17 protein-coding genes and 1 tRNA gene are annotated in these 16,348 nt (G+C 66.9%); 9 read left to right on the top strand and 9 right to left on the bottom strand.

Features of this window, described 5'->3' with window-relative positions; genetic code table 11:
• Window positions 1–22: 22 nt before the first annotated feature.
• Complete coding sequence (locus ALI44B_RS10395; RefSeq protein WP_077054610.1) at window positions 23–544, bottom strand: hypothetical protein; 522 nt, start codon at window positions 542–544, stop codon at window positions 23–25.
• Between the two features lie 112 nt (window positions 545–656).
• Here ALI44B_RS10395 and ALI44B_RS10390 point away from each other — a divergent pair, with 112 nt between their 5' ends.
• Both ALI44B_RS10390 and ALI44B_RS10385 read left to right on the top strand, forming a co-directional pair.
• Entirely contained in the window at window positions 657–1,196 is a 540-nt protein-coding gene (locus ALI44B_RS10390; RefSeq protein WP_077054609.1) for a peptidylprolyl isomerase, read from the top strand.
• A gap of 137 nt (window positions 1,197–1,333) precedes the next feature.
• Window positions 1,334–2,173, top strand: coding sequence for a rhomboid family intramembrane serine protease (locus ALI44B_RS10385; protein ID WP_077054608.1), 840 nt, complete (start codon window positions 1,334–1,336; stop codon window positions 2,171–2,173).
• 177 nt (window positions 2,174–2,350) lie between these two features.
• On the opposite strand, the gene ALI44B_RS10380 is transcribed toward ALI44B_RS10385, so the two are convergent.
• The gene (locus ALI44B_RS10380; RefSeq protein ID WP_077055528.1) at window positions 2,351–2,596 is read right to left on the bottom strand and encodes a cell division protein CrgA; all 246 of its coding nucleotides are present in this window, start codon (window positions 2,594–2,596) and stop codon (window positions 2,351–2,353) included.
• A gap of 137 nt (window positions 2,597–2,733) precedes the next feature.
• Between ALI44B_RS10380 and ALI44B_RS10375 the strand changes: the two genes are divergently transcribed.
• The 3 genes from ALI44B_RS10375 to ALI44B_RS10370 are packed head-to-tail and all read left to right on the top strand — an operon-like array spanning window position 2,734 to window position 4,346.
• Entirely contained in the window at window positions 2,734–3,504 is a 771-nt protein-coding gene (locus ALI44B_RS10375; protein WP_077054607.1) for a class E sortase, read from the top strand.
• Between the two features lie 43 nt (window positions 3,505–3,547).
• Window positions 3,548–3,706 (top strand): hypothetical protein, encoded by a 159-nt coding sequence (locus tag ALI44B_RS16165; RefSeq protein ID WP_179100253.1) that lies wholly within the window; start codon window positions 3,548–3,550, stop codon window positions 3,704–3,706.
• Window positions 3,707–3,710: 4 nt separating this feature from the next.
• On the top strand, window positions 3,711–4,346 hold the full coding sequence (locus ALI44B_RS10370; RefSeq protein WP_077054606.1) for an anthranilate synthase component II: 636 nt from the start codon (window positions 3,711–3,713) through the stop codon (window positions 4,344–4,346).
• Window positions 4,347–4,353: 7 nt separating this feature from the next.
• On the opposite strand, the gene pknB is transcribed toward ALI44B_RS10370, so the two are convergent.
• From pknB to ALI44B_RS10335, 7 genes are all read right to left on the bottom strand, one after another.
• Window positions 4,354–6,093, bottom strand: a complete 1,740-nt coding sequence (gene pknB / locus ALI44B_RS10365; RefSeq protein ID WP_077054605.1) for a Stk1 family PASTA domain-containing Ser/Thr kinase — start codon at window positions 6,091–6,093, stop codon at window positions 4,354–4,356.
• A 77-nt stretch (window positions 6,094–6,170) separates the two neighbouring features.
• Window positions 6,171–7,898: a protein kinase domain-containing protein gene (locus ALI44B_RS10360; protein ID WP_077054604.1), complete on the bottom strand. Its 1,728-nt coding sequence runs from the start codon at window positions 7,896–7,898 to the stop codon at window positions 6,171–6,173.
• The gene (locus ALI44B_RS10355; protein ID WP_077054603.1) at window positions 7,895–9,352 is read right to left on the bottom strand and encodes a peptidoglycan D,D-transpeptidase FtsI family protein; all 1,458 of its coding nucleotides are present in this window, start codon (window positions 9,350–9,352) and stop codon (window positions 7,895–7,897) included. The genes ALI44B_RS10360 and ALI44B_RS10355 overlap by 4 nt, the downstream gene beginning before the upstream one ends.
• Window positions 9,349–10,689 carry an FtsW/RodA/SpoVE family cell cycle protein gene (locus tag ALI44B_RS10350; protein WP_077055527.1) on the bottom strand — a complete coding sequence of 447 codons (1,341 nt, stop codon included), beginning with the start codon at window positions 10,687–10,689 and terminating at the stop codon, window positions 9,349–9,351. The genes ALI44B_RS10355 and ALI44B_RS10350 overlap by 4 nt, the downstream gene beginning before the upstream one ends.
• A 110-nt stretch (window positions 10,690–10,799) precedes the next feature.
• Window positions 10,800–12,047 (bottom strand): Stp1/IreP family PP2C-type Ser/Thr phosphatase, encoded by a 1,248-nt coding sequence (locus ALI44B_RS10345; RefSeq protein WP_077054602.1) that lies wholly within the window; start codon window positions 12,045–12,047, stop codon window positions 10,800–10,802.
• A 5-nt stretch (window positions 12,048–12,052) separates the two neighbouring features.
• On the bottom strand, window positions 12,053–12,643 hold the full coding sequence (locus tag ALI44B_RS10340) for an FHA domain-containing protein FhaB/FipA (protein WP_077054601.1): 591 nt from the start codon (window positions 12,641–12,643) through the stop codon (window positions 12,053–12,055).
• Window positions 12,640–13,392, bottom strand: a complete 753-nt coding sequence (locus tag ALI44B_RS10335; RefSeq protein WP_077054600.1) for an FHA domain-containing protein — start codon at window positions 13,390–13,392, stop codon at window positions 12,640–12,642. Before ALI44B_RS10335 ends, ALI44B_RS10340 begins: the two co-directional genes overlap by 4 nt.
• Before the next feature lie 201 nt (window positions 13,393–13,593).
• Here ALI44B_RS10335 and ALI44B_RS10330 point away from each other — a divergent pair.
• The 4 genes from ALI44B_RS10330 (at window position 13,594) to kdpA (ending at window position 16,346) form a co-directional block, all read left to right on the top strand.
• Window positions 13,594–13,677 (top strand) — tRNA-Leu (locus ALI44B_RS10330).
• 157 nt (window positions 13,678–13,834) lie between these two features.
• On the top strand, window positions 13,835–14,068 hold the full coding sequence (locus tag ALI44B_RS10325; RefSeq protein ID WP_077054599.1) for a DUF3072 domain-containing protein: 234 nt from the start codon (window positions 13,835–13,837) through the stop codon (window positions 14,066–14,068).
• A 515-nt stretch (window positions 14,069–14,583) separates the two neighbouring features.
• On the top strand, window positions 14,584–14,673 hold the full coding sequence (locus ALI44B_RS15925; RefSeq protein WP_077054598.1) for a potassium-transporting ATPase subunit F: 90 nt from the start codon (window positions 14,584–14,586) through the stop codon (window positions 14,671–14,673).
• On the top strand, window positions 14,673–16,346 hold the full coding sequence (kdpA, locus tag ALI44B_RS10315; RefSeq protein WP_077054597.1) for a potassium-transporting ATPase subunit KdpA: 1,674 nt from the start codon (window positions 14,673–14,675) through the stop codon (window positions 16,344–16,346). The genes ALI44B_RS15925 and kdpA overlap by 1 nt, the downstream gene beginning before the upstream one ends.
• Window positions 16,347–16,348 lie beyond the last annotated feature (2 nt).

Here is a 16,348-nt window from a genome sequence, read left to right as displayed (position 1 = left end):
TGGCGGAGCGGCCGAACGGTGTTTACAGGTTCGGCAGAACCGGCTCTTCTTCGGCGACCCAGAGCTCGTCGTCGGCACGGAAGGTCTGCCAGACGGCGTAGGCGACACCGGCAGCAGCGACGACGCCGACACCGATCGCGATGACCGTGCCCGCGCCGGGACCCTTCTTGACGGGCGGCTTGCCCTGCAGACGGTTCAGCGCTGAGCGAACACGGGTGTCCTTGGCGATGTCGCCGACGCTGAGAACCGCGCCGAGCGCCGTGCCCACAGCGGGGAGAACGTTCTTGTTGAATGCACGGTTGGCCTCGTCGGCCACCTTGTGCGTGACCTTGACGCCGCGGTCGACGACCGGGGCGAGACGCTGGTCGTAGGCACCGCGGACCACGGGAGCGACCTGCTCGCGGCTGTAATTTCCCAGTTGACGGCCTGCTTCTCGCGCGACGGCGTTGGCGTGGTCAAGGATTTCCTGCTGCGACTGCCACAGATCGTTGGCGTGGTTCTTGAGCCGTTTCAGCTCCTTCTTGCGCTTGCGTGACAGACTCACTGCTGACCTCCATCGATCATCGATTTCGTGCGGACGAATGCCCCCATCTTGCCATTGAATGCTCGGAGGGGCACATGGGTTGCGCAGGTGGGCATGTGTAAGAATTGGGAACATGTCATCGCACACCGCTGTCGCAACGCTCCACACCAACTATGGCGACATCGTCGTCAACCTGTTCGGCAACCACGCACCGAAGACCGTGAAGAACTTCACCGGCCTCGCAACGGGCGACATCGAGTGGGTCGACCCCACCTCCGGTCAGCCCACCAAGCGTCCCCTCTATGACGGTGTGATCTTCCACCGCATCATCCCCGGCTTCATGATCCAGGGCGGCGACCCGCTCGGCACCGGAACGGGCGGGCCCGGCTTCCAGTTCGACGACGAGATCCACCCTGAACTCGGCTTCACCGAGCCCTACATCCTGGCCATGGCCAACGCCGGCACCATCGGCGGCAAGGGCACCAACGGCTCGCAGTTCTTCATCACCGTCGGCCCGACCACGTGGCTGCAGGGCAAGCACACCATCTTCGGCCAGGTCGCCGACGATGCCAGCCGCAAGATCGTCGACAAGCTCGCCGCCGTCCCCACCGACGCGCGCGACCGCCCGCTCGACGACATCGTCATCCAGAACGTCACCGTCACCGAGGCATAGGCCCCGGCTGGCGCGATCAGCGCTTCCGCGGCCTCGGCGCCGAACCCTTCGTCCATCGGGCGGGGCTTCGGCACCGGGGCCGTTTTTCTTACCGCACGTCGTCGATCCGCCCCGACCCCGAGGAGCTGAAGGTTCGCATGAGCCAGGCCCAACCCGACCGCGACAACTTCTGCTACCGGCATCCCGATCGTCAGAGCTTCGTGCTGTGCCAGCGCTGCGGCCGCACCATCTGCGGTGAATGCCAGACCCCGGCCGCCGTGGGCGTCGTGTGCCCCGAGTGCATGGCCGAGCAGCGGCGATCGGCGCCGCGACAGGTGCGCCCGACCATCCTGACCGCATCGTCTGACGCGCCGGTCGTTACCTACGCCATCATCGCGATTTGCGCCGTGGTGTATGTGCTGCAGCTGGTGACGGGCAACCTGGTCACCGACGTTCTGTCGTATGCGGGTGTCTACTCGATGCCCAACACGGGAGCGCCCTTCGAGCCGTGGCGCATGCTGACGGCAGCCTTCGTGCATGGCAACTTCTTGCACCTGGCGCTGAACCTCTACACGCTGTTCCTCTTCGGTCGCATCCTCGAGCCCATGCTCGGGCGGGTGCGCTACCTCGCGCTGTATCTGTTGTCGGCGCTCGGCGGTTCGCTTGCCGTGATGTTCCTGGCCAACCCATTGCAGGGTGTGGTCGGAGCATCCGGCGCGATCTTCGGCTTGATGGGCGCGTTCCTCGTGATTCAGCGGCGGCTCGGCGGCGATATGACCGGTCTGCTCGTTCTCGTGGGAATCAACCTGGTGATCGGCTTCGTTCCCGGCTTCGGCATCTCGTGGCAGGCGCACCTCGGTGGGCTCGTCGTGGGCGCGATCATAGGACTGATCCTGTTCGAGACACGCCGTCGCAACCAGAAGAATCTGCAGATCGGACTCCTGATAGCGGTCGCCGTCGTGCTCGTCGCGGCGAGCCTGACCTACGTCTTTGTGTAGTCGGCTACAAAGTTATCCACAGGTTTATTAACACTGGGGATAATTACACGCGTGTAATTGCGGTATAGCCGCGCGCGTCACTCACGCAGCGCCGATGGCACGAAAAAGCCGCCGCACCTGGGGTCAGGATGCGGCGGCTGAAGTTCGGCAGCGCGAAAGCGTGGGTGGCGCGGCTTGCTAGCGCCAGCGAGTGGTCATGAGGAAGCCGATGAACGCGATGCCGAAGCCGACCGCGATGTTCCACGACGCAAGCGCGGGAATGGGCAGAACGCCCTGGCTGACGTAGAAGACGATGATCCACGCGAGGCCCACGAGCATGAAGCCGAACATGACCGGCTTGAACCACACAGGGTTCGGGGCCTGCTCGCCCGATCGCTCGGTGTCGGATGCCAGGGGCTTGGTGTTCTGCTTGGTGCGTGCCATGCCGCCCATTGTAGCGGGACGAGCGACCCCTTCGCTGAGTGAACGGTGCTGGTCCGGGCACGCTTCTGTCGGCGGCCGTCGACGCTCCCACGGCACTCGCAGGGTTTGCGTCACGAGCGCTCGATAGAATCGCCACCATGACCACTGCCCACGGCACACCTGTGACCCGCCGCGAGCGTCGCACCCGCAAGACGGCCAAGCGGCCGCCCAAGGTGACGTTCCTCGGCGTGCTCGGCGAGCTCCTCTTCACCGCCGGACTGCTCGTCATGCTGTATCTGGTGTGGCAGCTGTGGTGGAACGACATCGTGGTGCGCGCGGAGCAGGACAGCGCCGCTGCGCAGTTGAGCGAGAGCTGGACTGGCGACCTGGGTGACCTGCCGAGGTCCGACGAGACCGATTTCGGGGCCCCTCCCGTTTCTCCCGAACCCGTCGATGGCGAGACGTTCGCGGTGTTGCAGGTTCCACGTTTCGGTTCGGAGTATCACCAGAACATCGCCGGCGGCGTGAGCAAGGCCCGCACGCTCGACAAGATCGGCATCGGGCACTATCCCGACACGCAGGTGCTCGGAGAAAACGGCAACTTCGCGTTGGCCGGCCACCGCAACACCTACGGCAAACCGCTCAACCAGATTGCCGAGCTGCAGGTGGGCGACTCCATCATCGTGCAGACGAAGGATGGCTGGTACACCTACAAGTTCCGCACCCTCGAGTACGTCACGCCCAAGGCCGTCGACGTCTTGAACCCGGTGCCGCAGACCGAGGTGACCGAGATGACCGATTCGTTCATCACTCTCACAAGCTGCAACCCCAAGCTCTCGACGGCCGAGCGCATCGTCGCCTACGGCGTGTTCGACTCGTGGCGGCCGACCGACGCCGGCCCCCCGGCCGAACTCGCGGCGCAGAAGTAGCCCCACACTCATCGAGTAAGAACCAGTAAGAAGAGGACAAGACATGTACGGAGCGTTCTGGCGCATCCTGCCCGGCCCCTGGTGGATCCGGTTGCTGATCGTGCTCGTGATCGTCGCTATCGTGTTGTATAGCCTCGTCACGTGGGTCTTCCCCTGGGTTCAAGAGCTCACCAACGCGACGGATGTCACCGTAGGAGGTTGACCGCATGACCCGAGTACTCGTCATCGATAACTACGACAGTTTCGTCTACACCCTCAACGGCTACCTGCAGCAGCTGGGCGCCGAGACCGAGGTGTTGCGCAACGACGCCTTCGCCGCCGGCGACGCCGCGGCCAAGCTCTCCGAATACGACGCCGTGCTGGTCTCGCCCGGTCCGGGCAAGCCGTCGGATGCGGGCGTCTCCATCCCCATGGTTCACGCCGCACTTCAAGCGGGCACACCCCTCTTCGGCGTGTGCCTCGGCCACCAGGCGATCGCCGAAGCGTTCGGCGCCACCGTGACGGTCGCCGAAGAACTCATGCACGGCAAGACGTCGCTGGTCCAGCACGACGACAGCGTCATCTACAACGGCGTTCCGCAGCCCTTCACCGCCACGCGTTACCACTCCTTGGCTGTTGTCGACGGCACGACGCCCGCCGAGCTGGCCGTGACCAGCCGCACGCAGGGCGGCGTCATCATGGGCGTGCAGCACGAGAGTGCGCCCATCTACGGTGTGCAGTTCCACCCCGAGAGCGTTCTGACGCAGGGCGGTTACCAGATGCTGGGCAACTGGCTCGCGGCATCCGGTCTGCCGGAGGCCGCCGTGACGGCGCGAGGACTCAGCCCGCTCGTACAGCTCTAAGGCGCCGCTAGCCCTCGTCGGGCGTCGGAGCGGAGGGCGTCGAGGGTGCGCCGCCCGAGCAGTAGCTGAGCTCGATGGTCGAGCCCTGGGGCACGTCTCCGGGAGCCAGCGACTGGTTGGTGACGGGACTGTTCGCCTGCGCGGGGCACGACGGGTCGGGCTTGGGGGTGACCGTGAGGCCGACGGCCGGGTCGGACATCATCTCGGTGGCGACCGACAAGATCTGGCCGCGGACATCCGAAATGGTCACGAGGCCGGACGACACGATCAGGTTGACCGTGCTGCCCTTGCCGACGGGTGTGCCGGCCGCAGGGTCGGAGCGCATGACCGTATCGGCGGGCACGGTGGGTGAGTTCTCTTTGTTCTGCGAGCCCGCGACGAGACCCGCGGCCTGCAGGGCCTGCACCGCGGCATCCGTGCCCTGGCCCGTGACCTCGGGGACCACCGCCTGCTCGGGGCCGGACGAGACGGTCACGCGCACGCTCTGCTCGCGCGGAACCTTGAGGCCGGCGGCAGGGTCGGTGCGGATGACGATGCCGGGGTCGACCGTATCGCTCGCCTCGCGCTGCACGACGGGGACGAGATCGAGCCCGTTCAGGGTGTCGAGCGCGTCTTGTTCGGCCACGTTGACCACGTTGGGCATCGTGCGGGTGTCGGTGGGCAGCGTAGAACCGGTGGGCAGCGTGAGCACCCAGATCATGACGGCGACGAGCATGACGGCCACGGCGGCGATGCCCGCCCAGATCCAGACGACGGGGGGTCGGCGCTGGGTGCGCGTGACCGTGGTGTCGGTGGTGAGCTGACGGAGCGCCTGCTCGGTGCTCGTAGACGTGGGGACGGCCGTGCCGAAGAGCGCCGTGCTGGCATCCTCTTGGCGGCGGTAGAGCGGGACCTTGCCCGAACCGGCGAGCACGAGGTCATCCCGGAACTCGGCGGCCGTCTGGTAGCGGTCGTTGCGGCCCTTGTGCAGGGCGCGCAGCACGACGACGTCGAGGGCCGGCGACACCTGCGGGTTGACCGAGGACGGCTTCACGGGGGTTTCGCTGACGTGCTGGTAGGCGACCGCGACGGCCGTGTCACCACGGAACGGCGCGCGGCCCGTGAGCATCTCGAACAGCACGACGCCCGTGGAGTAGAGGTCGGTGCGGGCGTCGACGGTCTCGCCTTTCGCCTGTTCGGGCGAGAAGTAGGCGGCCGTGCCGAGGATGGCGGTGGTCTGCGCGACCGTGGTCGACGAGTCGGAGACGGCGCGCGCGATGCCGAAGTCCATGACCTTGACGCGGCCGTCGGGCGTGATCATGATGTTGCCGGGCTTGATGTCGCGGTGCACGACACCCGCGCGGTGCGAGTATTCGAGCGCGGTGAGGATGCCCTCGGAGATGCGCACAGCCTCGGACTGCTCGATGGGGCCCTCGGAGATCATGGCCTTGAGCGTGCGGCCCTCGACGTATTCCATGACGATGAAGGGCTCGCGCACCGTGCGGCCGTCGTCGGCCGTGGTCGTCTCTTCGCCCGCGTCGTAGACCCGCACGATGGTGGGGTGCGCCATGCGCGATGCGGCCTGCGCCTCCTGGCGGAAACGGGTGCGGAAGGCGGGGTCGGTGGCGAGCTCGGAGCGCAGGATCTTGATCGCGACCGTGCGCCCCAGGCGCGTGTCTGTGCCCCGGAACACCTCGGCCATGCCCCCGTGACCGATGAGGTCGCCGACGAGATAGCGTCCGGCGAGGACGCGTTGATCGTCAGCCACGCAGGTACTCCTTCTCTTCGACGATCCGGCCTCCCCGCGGGGAGAGGATCGTGGTCGTCTTAGCTTTTGATACTAGGTCAATTAGTCGGCGTAGGCGTCGGTTGCGACGCCGCGGCGATCGTGGCGTTGGCCGACGGCGACTGCGAGCTTTCGCCCTCGTTGCAGAATGCCGAGTAGGAGGCCGTGAAGGCACCGGGGGCGTCGTTGATGAGCACCTGCGCGCTGTTCGACTTGACCGCTCCGCCGGGCGCGTTCTGCACCACGCCACCGGAGGTGGTGAGGCGGTAGCCCGTGAGCTCCTGGCCGGCCGGGCATCCCGTGAAGGTGGGCCACGTGACCGTGACCGTTGACCCGGGCTCGACCGTGCACGCGGCGCCCGAGCATCCCGAAATCGTGGGGCTCGTGGTGGGCGTGGGGATCTGCGCGATGTCGCCGTAGACCGTGACCGTGACGACCGAGCCGCGCGGCAGGTTGCCCTCGGGTTCGATCGAGTAGACCTTGCCCACGTCGTCGCCGGTCGAGGCGGCGCTTCCGACGGCGCGCTTGGACGCGAGGCCCAGCTGCTGCAGGCGCGCGGCGGCCTCGTCGTAGGTCATGCCCACGAACTCGGCCTGGTCGACCGCTATGAGCGACGGTGTCGGCGTAGAGGAGGGCGTTGGCGTCTCGGCCGGCTGCGACTCGGTCACTGACGGGGCCGGCGTGGTGCTGGGGTCGGTGGACGCGTTGTTCTGGTTCATCAGGGCGATGAGCGACAGCACGAGCACGATGACGAGCAGACCGACGAGGGCGATGAGCGGCCACGTCCACGGGCTGCGCTTCTTCTTCTCGGGGTCGATGGGCGTGGGCGCGGTGGTGACGGGCGGCTCGGATGCCGTGAGCAACTGTGTCGCGTCGTCGGCACCACCGGCGGCCAGCAGTGTGGTGGCCGCATCGGACCCGGCGGCGACACCAGCGATGGCGGGAACGGCGATGGTGGCGGCGGTGATGTCTCCGCGACGCAGGGCCTGGGCCGCGCGGGCGACGTTGGCGGCCGTGGACGGACGATCGGCCGGCTTCTTAGCGATCATCGACATGACGAAGCGGCGAACCGGTTCGGAGACGGTGACGGGCAGATCGGGCGGCGTCTCGTTGATCTGAGCCATGGCAATCGCCACCTGCGACTCGCCCGTGAAGGGGCGGCGGCCGGCGAGCGATTCGTAGGCCACGATGCCGAGCGAGTAGATGTCGGTGGTGGGGGATGCGGGGTGACCCGACGCCTGCTCGGGCGACAGGTATTGCACCGTGCCCATGACCTGACCGGTCGCGGTGAGCGGAACCTGGTCGGCGATGCGCGCGATGCCGAAGTCGGTGATCTTGACGCGGCCGTCGGGCGTGATGAGCAGGTTGCCGGGTTTGATGTCTCGGTGCACGAGACCCGCGGCGTGCGCGGCCTGCAGGGCCGCGGCCGTCTGGGCCACGATGTCGAGCACCTTGTCGGCCGGGAGCACATTCTCGCGCTCGAGCAGGCTCGACAGGGCTTCGCCCGGGACGAGTTCCATGACGAGGAAGGCGCTGCCGTCTTCTTCGCCGTAGTCGAAGACGTTGGCGATGCCCTCGTGGTTGACGAGTGCCGCGTGGCGGGCCTCGGCGCGGAAACGCTCGAGGAAGCCCGGGTCACCCAGGTATTCGTCTTTCAAGATCTTGATCGCGACGGTGCGGCCGATCACCTGGTCGGTGGCCTGCCATACCTCTCCCATGCCGCCGATGGCGATCCGGGACTCCAGCTCGTATCGCCCACCGAAGGTGAGCCCTGCTGTGGGTCTCATTTGTTCAGCACCGCCTCCATGACTTTCTTGGCGATCGGAGAAGCCACGATGTTGCCCGAGCTGTGCCGCCCGAGGTTTCCATCGTTCTCCACCACGACCGCCACAGCGACCTCGGGATTCGCAGCCGGCGCGAAACCGGTGAACCACAGCGTGTACGGATCGTCATCACCGTTCTGCGCGGTTCCGGTCTTACCGGCCACGTCGACCCCCTCTATTCTTGCATTGTTGGCCTGGCCGGTATCGACGTTGGCGATCATCATCTGGGTCATCTGCTTGGCCACATCCTCTGAGATCGCGGTTGATTTGACGCTGGGTTCGAACGTTTGCAGGGCCTCGAAGTTGCGGCCGACGACGCGGTCGACGAGGCTCGGGTTCATGACGTCGCCGCCGTTGGCGATGCCGGCCGACACCATGGCCATCTGCATGGGCGTGGCTCGCACATCGGACTGGCCGAAGGCCGACAGGCCGGTCTGCGGCGCGTTGAGGTCGTCGGGGTAGACGCTGCCTTCGACCGTGGTCGGGATGTCGAAGCCGCTGTTGAAGCCGAACTTCTCGGCCTCGGCGCGGATGACGTCGTCGCCCAGCTTGATGCCGAGCTCGGCCATCGGCACGTTGCAGCTCTGGCGCAGCGCCTCGGCGATGGTCACCGTCTCACCCGGGCCGCACGCGCCGCGCGTGAAGTTGAAGACCTCGGTGGAGGTGCCGGGCAGCGTGTAGGACACCGGGTTGGGCAGCTCGGTGTCGGGCGTGTAGTCGCCGGTGGACAGCGCGGCCGACACGACGACCAGCTTGAAGGTCGACCCGGGCGGGTTCATGTTGCCCTGGATGGCGCGGTTGATGAGCGGCTGCAGCGGGTCGGCGTTGAGCGCCCGGTATTGCTCGAGCACCTGCTTCGAGTCGTGCGACGCGAGCGTGTTGGGGTCGTAGTCGGGGCTCGTCACCATGGCGAGGATCTTGCCCGTCTTGGGGTTCATGGCCACGACGGCTCCGCGGCGGTCGCCCAGGGCATCGGATGCGGCCTGCTGCACGACGGGGTCGATCGTCAGTTCGACGGCCGCCCCGCGGGGCGCCTGGCCGGCGACGATGCGGTTGAGCGTGTCGAAGAACTGCGTGTTGCTCGTGCCCGAGAGGTACTCGTTCATTGAGCGCTCGATGCCCGTGGACCCCTGCGTGGGGTTGTAGTAGCCCGTGACGGCCGAGTAGAGATCAGCCTGCGGGTACTGCCGCTGGTACATGAACTCGTCGCCCGTCGGCACCGATTGCGCCACGACGGTGCCGTCGCTCGCCAGGATGGCGCCGCGCTCGACGTCGTAGGAGTCGTAGAGGGCACGCGTGTTGCGGGCATCCTTCGCGAGGGCCTCTGCCTGGATCACCTGGATGACCGTCGTGCTGCCGAAGAGGGCCAGGAACATGGCCAGGACGACGACGCTCAGGCGCCGGAGTTCGCGGTTCATGCCGACACCCCCTGGTTTCGTTTGACGCTGTCGCTGAGGCGCATGAGCAGCGCCACGATGATCCAGTTCGCGACCAGCGACGATCCGCCGGCGGCCAGGAACGGTGTCGTCAGACCCGTGAGGGGGATGACACGCGTCACGCCTCCGACCATGATGAAGACCTGCAGGGCCACCGTGAACGAGAGTCCGACGGCGAGCAGCTTGCCGAAGTCATCCTGGCTCGAGAAGCCGATGGCGATGCCGCGCGAGACCAGCAGCAGGTAGAGCGCGAGGATGGCGAATACGCCCGCGAGGCCCAGCTCTTCGCCCAGGCTCGCGATGATGTAGTCGCTCTCGGCGAGGGGCGTGATCTGCGGGCGACCCTGGCCGAGGCCGGTGCCGAGCAGTCCGCCGTGGGCGAGCCCGAAGATGCCCTGCAACAGTTGGAAGCTTCCGCCCTGCGCGTCGTAGGCCTGCTGGCTGAAGGCATCCAACCAGTTGTTGAACCGGCCGTTGACGTAGGTGAGCGACTGGCTGGCAATGGCCGCACCGCCGAGGAACAGCGTGAGGCCGATGAGCACCCAGCTGAGCCGCGCGGTCGAGATGTAGAGCATGACCGTGAAGAGGCCGAAGTAGAGCAGGGCCGTTCCGAGGTCGCGCTGGAAGACGATGATGGCCATGGACAGCGCCCAGACCACGAGGATGGGGCCGAGGTCGCGCAGGCGGGGGAAGCGCATGCCGAGGAACTTCTTGCCCACCATGGCGAGGCTCTCGCGCGTGCGCACGAGGTAGCCCGCGAAGAAGATGGCGAGGGCGATCTTGGCGATTTCACCCGGCTGGAAGCTGAGGACGCCACCGATGCCAACCCAGACGCGCGCGCCGTTGACTTCGCGGCCGATGCCCGGGATGAGGGGCAACAGCAGCAGGAGGAACGCGAGCAGGCCGAAGACGTAGGTGTAGCGGAAGAGCACGCGGTGGTTGCGCACCACCAGGATGACGACGATGGCGGCGACGATCGCGATGGCACTCCATACGATCTGTCGCGTGGAGAACGCGCTCCAGCCCGCGTATTTCTCGGCGATGTCGAGGCGGTAGATCATGGCGACGCCCAGGCCGTTGAGCACCGTGGCGATGGGCAGCAGCAACGGGTCGGCGTTGGGAGCCACGTAGCGCAGGCACACGTGCAGGGCGAGCACGAGAACGCACAGGCCCGCGCCCAGCATGAGCAGCTCGGGCTCGATGGCACCCAGGGCGCCCAATTGCACGAGCACGAGCGCCGAGAGGTTGATGACGCACGCGAAGACGAGGAGCGCCAGTTCGCGGTTGCGCAGCTTCTTGGGCAGCCGCAGCTTCTTCATGGTGCGGATGACGCCCGTGTCGGCCCGGAACTCATTGGTGCGGTTCTGAACGTCGACAACGGGGCCCGATGCACGGTTCACGCCGACCGTGGGCGTGTTGTCTGCCGCGGTCATTCGGTGCCCCCCGCCGTGGTGCGCAGCCTCGAAACGATGTCCTTCGCGTCCTTCAGCGATTCGGCGCTGATAGTGCCCTCGATCTGCTGCCGGTCGTAGGTTGACAGGAGCGAGAGCGGAACGCCGGTGTCTTCATAGCGGTGCGAGAGTGAGATGGGCCCGAGGTCTTGCTGGATGCCCTGGTAGATCACGACGGTGTCGGTGTCGGATGCGACGTAGAAGCGGGTCTGCGTCCACGCGTAGGCCAGCAGAACGGCGAGGATGATCGCGAGGGCGATGACGATCGACCCGACCAGCCAGGTGAGCCGGCGGCGTCGGGCGCGGCGCGCGTCTTCTTCGATCAGCTCGTCGTAGTAGTCCTCGGCGGCCGACTCGAAGTGGCTGGGGCCCGAGGGTGTGGCACGGCCCGAGTGCAGGCGCAGCGCGGGCAACAGACCCGTGCGCCGCGGCTCGGGCGACTCGAAGGCGAGCGGTTTGGCAGCGGAACCCACGACGACGGGGGAGGTCGCGGCCGGCGTCGGCTCGGCACCGACGTCGTAGATCACGACCGTGACGTTGTCGGGCGCGCCGTGATCGAGGCTGTCCTTGACGAGCTTCTGCGCCACCTGGTGCGCCGGAAGCTCTTCGGCCAGCGCCTTCTTGATCGAGTCGTTGTCGATAACACCCGACAGGCCGTCGGAGCAGATCAACCAGCGATCGCCCGGATGCGTCATGAGCACCTGCGTGTCGATCTCGGGCGCCGAGTCGACGTCGCCCAGCACGCGCATGAGCACAGAGCGCCGCGGATGCACCATTGCCTCTTCGGCCGTGATGCGGCCCGAGTCGACGAGCCGCTGCACGAACGTGTGGTCGACCGTGATCTGCGACAGCTCGCCGTCGCGGTAGAGGTAGATGCGCGAATCGCCGATGTGGGCGAGCGCGATCTCGTCGCCCACCACGACGATGGCGTCGACCGTCGTGCCCATGCCGGTCAGCTCGGGATGCTCGAAAACCGTGTCGGCGAGCTCGCCGTTGGCGGCCGTGATGGCCTCCTGCAGGGCCAGCTCGGCCTCAGCGGCGGTCTCGTAGGGGACATCCGCCTCGATGATGCGCTTGAGGGCTATGGCCGAGGCGACATCGCCACCCGCGTGCCCGCCCATGCCGTCGGCAACCATGAACAACCGGTTTCCGGCATACCCGGAATCCTGGTTGTTCGAGCGGATCTTGCCCACATGGGAGATCGCCGCGCTGTTGCCTGAGGCCATTGTGTTTACCGTCGCAGCTCGAATGTCGTCGCGCCGACCTTGATCGGGGTGCCGAGCGTGATCTGCGTGGGCGAGGCGATGCGCTTGCCGCCCAGATAGGTGCCGTTGGTCGAGTCGAGGTCTTGCACCATCCAGTCTTCGTTCCAGAGCAGGAGACGGGCGTGGTGTGAGGATGTGTAATCGTCGCGGATGACGAGCGTCGAGTCGCTCGACCGCCCGATGGTGAGCGGCTCGCGCCCGAGGGGCACCTCGAGCCCCTCTTTCGGGCCCGCCGTGATGACGAGCCGCGTGGTGTTGTGGATGGTGGCTGCCTCATGTCGCCGGCCGCTCGCGACCGGCGCAGCCGCCTGTTGACGGGGTTTGGGCTTGCTTGCCGTTGCGGCGGCGCTCGCGGCCGCGAGACCCGCTCCGGCACCGGCACCGGCAGCGCCGGCAGCGGCCGGAGAGCCCGCGGCGCGCGCACCCTTGCCGTCGGCGGGTTTGCGCGTGCCCTGCCCGAACATGTCCGAGCGCAGCGCGTAGACCACGCCGAACACGAACAGCCACAGCAGCACCAGGAAGGCGATGCGCAGCACCAGGAAAGTCAGTTCACTCATCGGCCGGGCCCCCAGAAACCGTCGTTCACATCGTTGAGGCGCGTCACGTCGTCGGCACGGCCGGCGCTCGCGCGGCCCGCGTCGTCGGACTGCGGCAGGATGCGGAAGATGATGCGCGTGCGGCCGATCTGAATGGCCGAATCGGGCTCGAGGGCGGCCTGCGTGAATGGGCGACCGTTGAGCTCGGAGCCGTTGGTCGAGCCGAGGTCGCGGGCCTGGGCGTTGGTGCCGTCCCACAGGATCTCGACGTGCTTGCGGCTGGTGCCCGAGTCGTCGATCGTGATGTCGGCGTCGCTGCCGCGCCCGATGACCGTGCGGCTCTGCGTGATCGGATAGCGCTTGCCGTTGACGTCGAGGACCGGCGTCCAGTTGACCTGGCCCTTCACGTTCTGCGAATCGACCTGGACCATGCCCGCCGACAGCGTTTCGTCGGCGGCCAGGTCGATGCGCACGCCGCCCGCGAACTGGTAGCCCTGCTTGGTGGCGTGTGACTGCACGACGTCGACGAGTTCGTCGATGAGGGCCGGGCCGAGGCCCTGCATGCGCGTGAGATCGGTCGTGGCCATGCGCACGCGGAAGCGGTTGGGGGCCAGGATGCGCTCGCGCGTGACGACGGCGGCCCGGGTGTCGAGCTCGCGCTTCAGGGCGGAGCTGATTTCGACGGGCTGCAGCCCCGAGCGGAAGGTCTTTGCGAAGGCGCCATTGACGGCGCGCTCGAGACCTTTCTCGAAGTTGTCCAGTATGCCCACGGGTCTCCCGATCCAATAAAAGCGTGCTCAAACGGCTAGGGACATGTTAGTGGGATGTACTGAGAGACGCGTTCAGAGCAACGGAAACGCGGCGCGACGAGGACTATTTGCGAACCGCCTCGCGGCGGGTCCTGCGCCAAATGGCGCGGAGGAAGTCTACGTGCTAATCTCGCTGAGTTGACACGTTCGCGTGTCGCGATCGCGCGAGTGGCGGAATTGGCAGACGCGCTGGCTTCAGGTGCCAGTGCTCGAAAGGGCGTGGGGGTTCAAGTCCCCCCTCGCGCACAGATCGTACGCAGTGAGTAGAAGGCCCGACCGGGAGACCGGCCGGGCCTTCTGTCATTCACCACGCGGCACATTCATAACCCGGCATGTTCGTACCGCGGAATTCGCCCTCCGCAAGGGCCTGGGGGATGTCGGTGGGGCGATTTAGCATGGGGGCATGACAGACAACAGTGGTGAGACCCTGGGCGGTCGGGGAGCCGACGCCGACACGAGCGCGAGCAAAGATCCGAGCGACTGGGTGACGGGCGACGAGCCGATCACCGAGGCGCAGAAAAGCTACCTCGACACGCTGGCCCGCGAGGCCGACGAAGAGTTGTCGGCCGATATGACGAAGGCCGAGGCATCCGAGCACATCGACCGCCTGCAGAAGAAGACGGGGCGCGGCGAGTAAGACCGCCCCACTCCTTATATAGAGCGCCCGTTCTGCCGAGAAGGCAGGGCGGGCGCTTTTGCGTGCACACCAGGCACGTGGCGGAGCGCCCTGGCGGCGACGGGCCGGACGTTTCACGTGGAACATCGCGTGCGGCGAGCTCGAGCGGTGCGCGGCATTCGGAAGTTGAGAGGGCGGGCGCGGGCATAGGCATCAAGGGCGCCGGGCGCCGGGGCGAGAGGGCGCGCGAAACGGTTTGGAGGAGGCGCGGCGGGGCTCCGTGACGGGCGCGCACTGGGGCCGAGCGTTCTGGTTTCGTGAGGGGCGGGGGAGGGGGCGTGAGGAAATCGTGAGGATCGTTTAGACGGGGTGCGGGCGGGTGTCTGATGGCTCTGGCGCCGAACGGGTGCCCACGTGCCGCGAGGTGCGCGAAGGAAGCCTGGATGGAGTCTTGCCGTGCTCGACGTTCTCTATATCGTCGGCGTGATCGCAGTTTTCGCGGTCGTCGCCCTGGTCGCCCGGGGGGTCGAGAGACTGTGATCGTCTTCAACATCCTCGCGGCCGTGTTGGCCGTCGCCGCCATCGGCTACCTCGTGTGGGCGCTCGTGAAACCGGAGCGCTTCTGATGGACACCTGGTTCGGCATCCTTCAGGTCGCCACGCTCGTGGCGGCACTCGTGCTCGTGTACAAGCCCCTGGGCGAATACATGGCACGCATCTACACCTCCGATCGCGACCTGCGCGTCGAGCGCGGCTTCTACCGCCTCATCGGCGTGAACCCCCGCTCCGAGCAGACGTGGCAGGCCTACCTGCGCGGCGTGCTCGCGTTCTCAGCGGTCGGCGTGTTGTTCGTCTACGTGCTGCAGCGGGCCCAGGCGGTCCTGCCGTATTCGCTGGGGTTCCCTGCCATCCCCGAAGACCTCTCGTTCAACACGGCCGTCTCGTTCGTGACCAACACGAACTGGCAGTCGTATTCGCCCGACGTGACCATGGGCTACAGCGTGCAGCTGGCCGGTCTCGCGGTGCAGAACTTCGTCTCCGCCGCCGTCGGTATCGCCGTGGCCATCGCCCTGGTGCGCGGTTTCGCGCGCCGCCGCTCGGGCACCATCGGCAACTTCTGGGTCGACCTCAGCCGCGGCATCCTGCGGTTGTTGCTCCCCTTCGCCGCCGTGGCCGCCGTCGTGCTGATCGTGGGCGGAGTCATCCAAAACCTGAACGGGTTCACCGACGTGAACACGCTCGCGGGCAACGCGCAGTCGATCCCGGGCGGGCCGGTTGCCTCACAGGAGGCGATCAAGATGCTGGGCACGAACGGGGGCGGGTTCTTCAACGCGAACTCGTCGCATCCGTTCGAGAATCCGACCGCGTGGACCAGCCTCGTGCAGGTGTTCCTCATGTTGGTGATCCCGTTCAGCCTGCCCCGCACCTTCGGCAGCATGGTGGGCAACAACAAGCAGGGCTACGCGATTCTCGCCGCCATGGCATCCATCTTCCTGGTGTCGTTCACGGCCCTGACGCTGCTCGAGCTCGGGGGAGCCGGCACCGCACCTCAGCTCGCGGGGGGCGCGATGGAGGGTAAGGAGATGCGATTCGGCATCATCGGGTCGACGCTGTTCGGCTCGACATCCACGCTGACGTCGACGGGCGCCGTCAACTCGATGCACGACTCGTACACGAGCGTGGGCGGCATGATGCCCATGATCAACATGATGCTCGGCGAGGTGGCGCCCGGCGGCGTCGGCTCGGGGCTCTACGGCATGCTCATCCTCGCCGTGATCGCGGTCTTCGTGGCCGGCCTGCTGGTGGGCCGCACGCCCGAACTGCTGGGCAAGAAGATCGGTCCCAAGGAGATCAAGCTCGCGAGCCTCTACATCCTCGTCACGCCGACGCTCGTGCTGGCGGGAACGGCGCTCAGCTTCGCCATCCCGGCGGTGCGCGGCAACGTGGAGGGCACGTCGATCTGGAACCCTGGCCTGCACGGCCTCTCCGAGGTGCTCTACGCCTTCACGTCGGCCGCCAACAACAACGGTTCGGCCTTCGCCGGGCTGACGGCCAACACGCCCTGGTTCAACACGGCCCTGGGCGTGGCCATGCTGCTCGGCCGATTCATCCCCATCGTGCTCGTGCTGGCGCTCGCCGGCTCGCTCGCGGCGCAGGACAAGGTGCCCTCGACCGCCGGGACGCTGCCCACGCACCGTCCGCTCTTCGTCGGCATGCTCGTCGGCGTCACGGTCATCGTCACCGCACTCACCTATTTCCCCGTACTCGCGCTGGGTCCCCTGGCGGAAGGGTTGTCATAAAC

It is taken from the genome of Leifsonia sp. ALI-44-B (genome assembly GCF_001984125.1).
Classification (GTDB): domain Bacteria; phylum Actinomycetota; class Actinomycetes; order Actinomycetales; family Microbacteriaceae; genus Okibacterium.
Note: the sequence above shows the minus strand (reverse complement) of the source record. Positions and strands in the feature narration are given on the sequence as shown.